This window comes from Anaeromyxobacter oryzisoli (genome assembly GCF_022690765.1).
In the GTDB taxonomy this organism is placed as follows: domain Bacteria; phylum Myxococcota; class Myxococcia; order Myxococcales; family Anaeromyxobacteraceae; genus Anaeromyxobacter; species Anaeromyxobacter oryzisoli.
Map to the genome: position 1 here is coordinate 1 of NZ_JALCZA010000130.1, position 8293 is coordinate 8293.

4 protein-coding genes are annotated in these 8293 nt (G+C 73.5%); all 4 read left to right on the top strand.

What is annotated here, in order from left to right:
* Window positions 1–682, top strand: a 682-nt coding sequence (locus MNZ27_RS22360; RefSeq protein ID WP_242396287.1) for a dihydrolipoamide acetyltransferase, incomplete at its 5' end; no start/stop codon positions are given.
* Window positions 679–2991 (top strand): tol-pal system YbgF family protein, encoded by a 2313-nt coding sequence (locus MNZ27_RS22365; protein WP_242396288.1) that lies wholly within the window; start codon window positions 679–681, stop codon window positions 2989–2991. The genes MNZ27_RS22360 and MNZ27_RS22365, both read left to right, overlap by 4 nt.
* A gap of 2 nt (window positions 2992–2993) precedes the next feature.
* Entirely contained in the window at window positions 2994–6563 is a 3570-nt protein-coding gene (locus MNZ27_RS22370) for a tetratricopeptide repeat protein (protein WP_242396289.1), read from the top strand.
* A 23-nt stretch (window positions 6564–6586) separates the two neighbouring features.
* The gene (locus MNZ27_RS22375; protein ID WP_242396290.1) at window positions 6587–8110 is read left to right on the top strand and encodes a tetratricopeptide repeat protein; all 1524 of its coding nucleotides are present in this window, start codon (window positions 6587–6589) and stop codon (window positions 8108–8110) included.
* Window positions 8111–8293 lie beyond the last annotated feature (183 nt).

Sequence of the window (8293 nt, forward strand, 5' to 3'; positions counted from 1 at the left end):
CGCCGCGGTCGCCCCCGCGCCGCCGGTCGCCGCGCCCGCCCCGGCCGGCGCCGACACCCCCGCGCCGCCCGCGGCCGCCGCGGCTCCTGCCGCCGCCGACGCGCCCGCCCAGACCGCCGAGGAGCGGAACGAGCTCCAGGTCCGGACGCTCGAGGAGCGCGTCTCGGATCTGAAGGAGAAGATCTTCCGGACCAAGGCGCGGCTGATGAACCTGCAGGAGATGGTCATCGGCGGCGACATCACCACCGGCTCGAAGGCGGTGCTCGTCCACCGCAACGAGATGGGCTCCTCGTTCTACCTCGAGTCGGTCGCGTACGCGCTCGACGGCGCGCCGGTCTACACGAAGGTGGACGTGGACGGCGATCTCGAGAAGCGCGAGGAGTTCGAGATCTTCAACGGACGGATCGTCCCCGGCAACCACCAGATCTCCGTCCAGCTCGTCTACCGCGGTCACGGCTTCGGCGTGTTCAGCTACCTCGAGGGCTACAAGTTCAAGGTCCAGTCCTCGTACACCTTCAACGCCGAGGCGGGGAGGGTGAACACGATCCGGGTGGTCGGGTTCGAGAAGGGCGGGGTCACCGCCGAGCTCAAGGATCGCCCCGCGGTTCGCTACGACGTGGACGTGCAGCGGGAGGACGCCTCCCGGCGCGGCGCCCCGGCGGCGGAAGGCGCGGACCGGTGAGCGTCCGAGGTGCGTGCGCCGCCGCGGTCGCGCTCGCGGCCGCGGCGCTCCTGCCCGGATCCGCCCGCGCCGACGCCCTCGCGGACGTCGAGCGCCAGGCGACCGAAATCGAGCAGCGGCTCGCGCAGCTCGAGGCGCAGGCGTGGGACGAGGACGAGCCGGCGCCCGCGCGCGCGGCGCGCCAGTTCGCGGAGGGTGAGACCCAGTACCTCCTCGGCGACTGGCAGCACGCGGCGATCCTGCTCTCGGAGGTGGTGGACGAGCCGGCGCTGCGCGCCACCCGCGACTACCCGACGGCGGTCTTCTACCTTGCCGAGGCGCTGCGGCGGCAGGGCGCCTGCGGCGCCGCGCTCCCCCGGTACGACGCGTACCTCTCCCTCCCGGAGGGGGAGCGGCGCGGCGACGCGCTCGTCGGCGCGATCGAGTGCGGGGTGAAGGCGCGGCGGACCGACGCGGTCGAGAAGCACGTCGCCGAGGCGGACCGCGTGTTCGCGGGGAACCCTCCACCGGAGCTCCGCTACCTGGCCGCGAAGGCGCTCTACCAGCGCAGCGACCTCGCGCCCGCCGTCCGGTTCGAGCGGGCGATGGCGGCCTTCGAGGCCGTCCCCGCGCCGTACCGCCACCAGGCCGCGTACTTCCAGGGCGTCCTCCAGATCGAGCGCGGCGATCTCGCCGCGGCGATCCAGCGGTTCGAGCTCTGCGCCGGCGAGAAGGCCGCGGACGATCGCCAGCGCGAGGTGGTGGAGCTCTGCGACCTCGCGCTGGGGCGCATCCACGGCGACCAGGGGCGGCCCGTCGAGGCCCTCGACTGGTACGCGCGGGTCCCGTGGACCTCGCGCCACTTCACCGAGGCGGCGTACGAGAGCGCCTGGGCGTTCGTGCGCGCGGGGCAGCTCGAGGCGGCGCTCCGGACGGCGAGCCTGATCGCGGACGTCGCCCCCGAGTCGCCGCTGGCGCCCGAGGCGACCGTCCTGCAGGGCCACCTCCTCCTCAGGCTCGGCCAATACGCGGAGGCCACCGAGGCCTACAGCCGGGTGATCAACGACTACGCGCCGGTGCGCGACGAGCTCGACGCGATCCTCGCGATGCGCGAGGACCCCGTCCGGTACTTCAACGAGCTCATCGGGCGGGAGGGCGAGGCGTTCGACGTCGCCGCCGTCCTCCCCGCGGTCGCGGTGCGGTGGGCGTCCGCCCAGGCCGAGGTCGCCGAGGCGCTGGAGCTGACGGGCGAGCTCGACGCGAGCCACCGCGACGTGGACGACGGGAACGCGATCGCCGGCCGCGTCGAGGCGCTGCTCGCGAGGGGGAACGGGCTCGACGCGTTCCCGCGCCTCCGGGAGGCGTACGCCACCGCGCACGCCATGGCGCAGGCCGCGACCGCCCTCGACGATCGCGCCGCCGACGCGGCGTTCGCGACGACCGCCGCCGCGGTGACCGAGGGGGAGCGGGCGAAGCTCGAGGCGGCGCACGCGGAGCGCGCCGCGCTCGGCAGGCGCCTCGCGTCGGTGCCGCGGACCGCCGACGAGGCGCGCGCCCGCGCGGCGCGGATGCGGGGCCGCGTCGCCGAGCTCGAACGGCGCGCGTACCGGCTCGGCTACGAGCTCGAGGCGGCGAAGGCCGCCATCGCGGGGGCGGAGCGCTGGCTCGAGGACCACCGCGCCGACATCACCGCGAACACCGAGGCGCGCACCGACTTCAGCGACGAGCTCCGCAAGCACCGCGAGACCGTCGCGGGGTACGAGGTCACGCTCCGCGCGCTCCGGCAGGACGTGGCGCTCGCGCTCGACGGGGCGACCGCCAGCGAGGCGCTCGCGGGGGAGGTGAAGCTCCGCGAACGGCACGCGTCGCTCGTCGCCCGCGAGCGGACCCTCCTCGAGGCGCACCGCGCCGCTCCCGGCGTGGGCGCCGCGCTGGATCGCTCCGCCGCGCTCCGGGGGCGGTCCGCGGCCGTGCAGCGGCGGGCCGAGGCCCTGTCGGCGCGGCTCGCGGCCGTCGCCGCGCGCCGGGCCGGCGAGGTCCAGGCGCGGGTCGCGGCCGAGCGGACGGCGCTGGCCGAGGAGGCCCGGACGCTCGCCGGGATCCAGGGCGACGCGAAGGACCTCGTGGGGAAGATCGCCTACCAGTCGTTCACGCGGGTGCGGGAGCAGTTCTACCGGCTCGTGCTCAAGGCGGACGTGGGACTCGTGGACGTGGCGTGGGCGCGCAAGCGCGTCCGGCTCGAGAAGATCCAGCAGCTCTCGCAGCAGAAGGGTGAGGAGCTGAAGCAGCTCGAGGACGCTTACGGCAGCCTGCTCCGGGAGGTGGACTAGCCGTGCGCGCGATCCTCGCCGCCCTCGCCGCCCTCGTGCCGGCCGCCGGCCTCGCCGCGGCGCCGGCGACCGGCTACCAGTCCTGCCGCTCTCGCGTCGCCGGCGCGCCGGGGCCGACGTACCGCCGGGCCGCGCCCGTGCAGGCCATCCCGCCCGTCTCCGCCGAGCAGGCCCAGGACGAGCTCGCCGAGGCCGTCAAGCGCTTCGGCGAGGAGGCGAAGGGGTACCGCGAAGAGGTCCACCACATCGTCCAGAAGGAGTTCGACGACAAGCGTCGGTTCCTCGCCGACCACTACGAGCAGGCCATCCAGGACTTCGAGGTCCTCGAGCGCAACGAGCGCGAGGCGGCGATCGCGCGGTTCGAGGAGTTCCTCGTCCGCTATCCCGACGACGCGAAGTACACGCCCGACGCGATGTTCCGGCTCGCGGAGCTGTACTACGAGAAGGCGAACGACGACTACGAGGTGGCCCTCGCGGCCCACGCCGAGGAGGCGCGCCGCGCGCTCGCGGAGGGGCGCGATCCCCCGCCCGAGCCGATGAAGAGCTACGCCCCGTCGATCGCGCTGTACCAGCGGCTCATCACCGGGTTCCCCGGGTACCGGTTCACCCACGGCATCTACTACCTCCTCGCATACTGCCTCGGCGAGATGGGGCAGGGCGAGGAGTCGCAGGCCGCCTACGCGGCCCTCATCCAGCGGTTCCCGAAGAGCCCGTTCGTGGCGGAGGCGTGGGTCAGGCTGGGCGACTGGCACTTCGACGAGGTGAAGCCCGACTCGCTCCAGCGCGCGGCCGAGGCGTTCTCGAAGATGTACGCCTACCCGGAGCACCCGCTCTACGCCCGCGCCGTCTACAAGCTCGGGTGGGCCTACTACCGGATGGACGACTTCGAGCACGCGACGGAGGCGTTCACCAAGCTCCTCGACCACTACGTCGCGGCCGCCGCGAAGACCGGCGAGAAGGCCGGCGGCGACGTGTGGCCCGAGGCGATCCAGTACCTCGCGATCTCGTTCGCCGACGAGCGGTGGGGCGGCGTCCCGAAGGCGCGCGCCTACTTCGAGAAGCTCGGCGGCCGTTCGTACGAGGCGGAGGTCTACGGCCGGCTCGGCGACGTGTACTTCGAGGAGACGAAGTGGGCGCTCGCGGTCGAGGCGTACAAGGCGCTCCTCGAGAAGGAGCCCCTCTCCCCCGACGCCCCGAAGATCCAGGCCAAGATCGTCCTGTGCTGGTCGCGCGATCGCCAGTTCGACAAGGAGGCCGCGGAGCGCGAGGCGCTCGTGGCCGCCTACGCCGAGGGGACGCGCTGGTGGAAGGCCAACAAGGGCGATCCGGACCTCATCGCCGCGGTGCGCGACCTCTCGGAGAAGAGCCTGCTGCGGGCGGCGAGCTTCCACCACGCCCAGGCGCAGCAGTACAAGAAGGACGACCGGCTCGAGGCCGCCGTCGCCGAGTACCGCGTGGCCGCCAAGGTCTACGGCGCCTACCTCGCGCGCTTCCCGCACTCGAAGCAGGCGCACGAGCTCGCCTACAACTGGGCGGACTGCCTCTACAACGCGCTCGACTTCGAGCAGGCCGCCCGGATCTACGCGCGCGTCCGCGACGACCCCGCGAGCGAAAAGTTCCTCGCCGAGGCCGCCCGCTCGGCGGTGATCTCGTGGCAGGGCGAGATCACCCGGCTGCAGCGCGCCGGCAAGCTCGAGGAGCGGCGGATCCTGCTCTCGAAGGACCGCCCCGAGGGCGTGCTCCCGGTCGTGGAGCGCATCCCGCCCGTCTACGAGAACCTCGTCCGCGACTCCGACGCGTTCCTCGCGCTCGTGCCCGGGAGCGAGCACGCGCCGACCATCGCCTACGAGGCGGGCGTCGTCTTCTACGAGTACGGCGACTTCCCCGAGGCCCGCTGCCGGTTCGAGGAGGTGGTCGCGCGCTGGCCGACCGCCCCCGTCGCGCAGTTCGCCGCGAACTACATCATCGAGAGCCACCTCGCGGTGAAGGACTGGGCGTCGGTGGAGATGGCCGCTGCGCGCCTCCAGTCCGCCGAGGTGGCCAAGAACCCCGAGCTGTACGCGACGCTGCAGAAGTTCAAGCTCGGCGGCCGCTTCCAGCGCGCCATGCAGCTCATGGACGAGAAGCAGTACGAGGACTCCGCCGCGCTGTTCCTCGCGCTCGTCGCCGAGGACCCGAAGCACGAGTTCGCGGACAAGGCGCTCTACAACGCGGCGAGCTGCTACGAGGGGGCCCGCCGGTTCGAGAGCGCCCTCAAGCTCTACGAGCGGATCTACGCCGAGTACCCGTCCTCGGTCCTCGCCGACGAGGCGCTGTTCCGCGTCGGGTGGAACGCCGAGAACACCTACGACTTCCAGAAGGCGGTGGATCGCTACCTCCTCCTCGTCGAGAAGTACCCGGACTCGAAGCACCGGAAGGACGCGCTGTACGACGCGGCGCGCTCCCTCGAGAACCTCCAGCGGTACGACGAGGCCGCCGCCGCGTTCGCGCGCTACGCGAAGGCCTACCCCGACGCGGACGACGCCGCGCGGACCCAGTTCCACGCCGCGCTCATGTACGAGAAGACGGGCGGCTGGAAGGGGGAGGTGCAGGCGCTCCAGGAGTTCGCGCGCCGGTTCGCGCGGAGCCGCGAGCACGAGCTGGTCGTCCAGGCGCACCTCAAGATCGGCCTCGCGTACCGGGAGCTCGGGCAGGCGAAGGAGGCCCGGGCGGCCTACGGCGCAGCGGTGCAGGAGTTCGCGGCGCGCGGCCTCAAGCCCGACGCCCACCCGCGGGCCGCCGCCGCCGCCGCCGAGGCGCGCTTCAGGCTCGCGGAGTTCGACTTCGAGCGCTACGACAAGATCGCGCTCCCGGCGACGACCAACACCAAGAAGCTGAAGGCGGCCCTCGAGGCGAAGCTCAAGGAGGCGAAGAAGGTCGCGCCGCAGTACGACGAGGTGATGAGGTACCGGCGCCCCGACTGGATCCTGGCGGCGTTCTACCGGAAGGCCTACCTGCTCGAGCGCCTCGCGCAGACCCTGTACGACGCGCCGATCCCGCCCGAGGTGAAGAACGACGAGGAGATGCTGGCCGCGTACCAGGACGCCCTCGCCCAGGCCGCCTCGCCGTACGAGGATCAGGCGGTCAAGGTGTACGTGGACGCCATCGAGGCGGCGCGCAAGCTCCACGTCAAGAACGAGTGGACGAAGAAGGTCGGGGAGTCGCTCGCCCGGTACCGCCCGACCGAGTACCCGATCATCAAGGAGGCGAAGGCGCGGATGATCCTGGAGGACACCGCGCCCATCGCGCTCGCCGACACGCCGGAGGGCCCCACTCGACGCGCGCTGCCGGGCGCGGCCGAGGAGCCCGCGCGCGTCGCCGCGCCGCCGCGGCCCGAGGCGAGCGCCGGGGGCACCAGCGCGCCAGCGAGCCCGGAGGCGAATGGGGCGGCGAGCCCTGCCGCGCCAGCGAGCCCGGAGGCGAACGGAGCCGCGAGCCCTGCCGCGCCGTCGAGCTCCGAGGCGAACGGGGCCGGGAGCGCCGCCGCGCCGTCGCGCTCCGAGGCGAACGGCGCCGCGGCCGGCGCGAGGTGACCATGGAAAGGGAGGGCTGCGCCATGACATCGAGGATCCAGGTGGCCGCCATGGTCCTGCTCGCGGCCGCGTGCGTGACCGGTGGTCGTGGGGCGCGCCGCTTCCCCCAGGCCGACCACAAGATCCCGGCCGAGAGCGCCTTCCGGGAGGACGCCCAGCGCGCCGACTACAGGGAGGCGCGCTCCTACGAGGCGCGCGGGCAGCAGGCGCTGAGCTCGGGGAACGCCGACGAGGCCCGCAAGGAGCTCGCCGAGGCCGCGAAGCGGTACGCCGACTTCGACGATCGGTACGCGGCGACGGAGTACCGGATCCCGATCGCCTACCACGCGGCCGAGCTCTTCCTGTACGCGCAGCGGTTCCACGAAGCCGCGCAGCAGGCCGATCGTGCCGCCACGGACGAGCACGCCTCCCCGCGCACGAAGGCGATGGGGAGCTACCTCGCCGCGCAGGCCTGGCTCGGCGCCGCGAACCAGGACGTGAAGGCCGGCACCCTCGAGCCGTTCAAGATCGTCTACCAGGACCAGCGGAAGACCCCGCTCGCGCCCCGCACCCCGCCGGGTGCCTGGGGGCGGTTCGTCGGCTCGGCGGACAGGTACCTCGAGAGCGCGGCCGCGGATCCGCTCGAGCGGCGCTCCCCGCCGCCCTCGCGCCTCGCGCTCATCGCCGCCGAGGTGGAGTACGCGTTCGACAACGTGCAGGACGCGCAGCGCCGCCTCGCGGTCGTGATCGACCGCTGGCCGGCGGAGGGCGACGTCCTCGAGGACGCGGTCCCCATCTACCTCCAGACATTCCTCGCCCTGGGCGACCGCGCCGGGCACGATGCGGCGATCCGGAAGACGCGCGCCGTCGTGGAGGCGGAGGCCGCGAGAGCCACGGATCCGAAGCAGCGCGAGTCCTTCGCGAAGGTGAAGCAGCTCCTGGCCCGCGCCCAGGTGAGCGCCGGCTTCGGCCCCGCGCAGAAGCTCCTCGAGGAGGGGAAGCCGGCCGAGGCCGCCGAGGCGTTCGAGCAGCTCGCCGCGATCCCGGGCGCCGGCGCCGAGGCGGCGACGGCGCTCCACAACGCGGCGCTCGCCTGGGACCGGGCGAACGAGCCGGCGAAGGCGGCCGGGATCCGGGAGCGGCTCCTGAAGGAGTTCCCGGAGTCCAAGCTGGCGGCGGACAGCGCCCTCCAGCTCGCGTCGGCCGCCTCGAAGCGGGGCGATCACGCGGAGGCGGCGAGGCGTTACGGCGAGTTCCTCAAGCGCTGGAAGGCCGATCCGAACCGCTGCGTCGCCCTCCAGAACGTCGCCGCCGAGCTCGATCTCGCGAAGAGGCCGGCGGAGGCGGCGGAGGCCTACCTCGCGTTCGGCACCGAGCACACGTGCGTGAAGGCCGACCCGAACTTCTCCGCTCGCGCCAACTACCGCGCCGGCGTGCTCTTCACCGGCGAGGGGAAGAAGGCGAAGGCGAAGGAGGCGTTCCAGGCCGCGGCGAGCGTGAAGGGCGTCACCGACGCCGTGGCGAAGAGCCAGGTCGAAGACGCGAAGAACCGGCTGAAGGGGCTCTAGCGCCATGCAGCGTCGCGGCCGAACCTCCCTCGTGGTCTGGTGTGCGGGCGTCCTCTCCCCCGCGCTCGCCTTGCTGCTGCTCTCCGGGTGCGCGAGCGCCCGGAAGCCCGCGGTCGTCGCGGGCGCGGGCGTGCCCGCGGCCGCCGTCCCCGCTGCGCCCGGCGAGGCGCCCGCGGCCGCTCC

Coding starts and splice junctions, on each gene's coding strand:
- MNZ27_RS22375 (WP_242396290.1), top strand. CDS start 6,587: ATGACATCGAGGATCCAGGTGGCCGCCATGGTCCTGCTCGCGGCCGCG.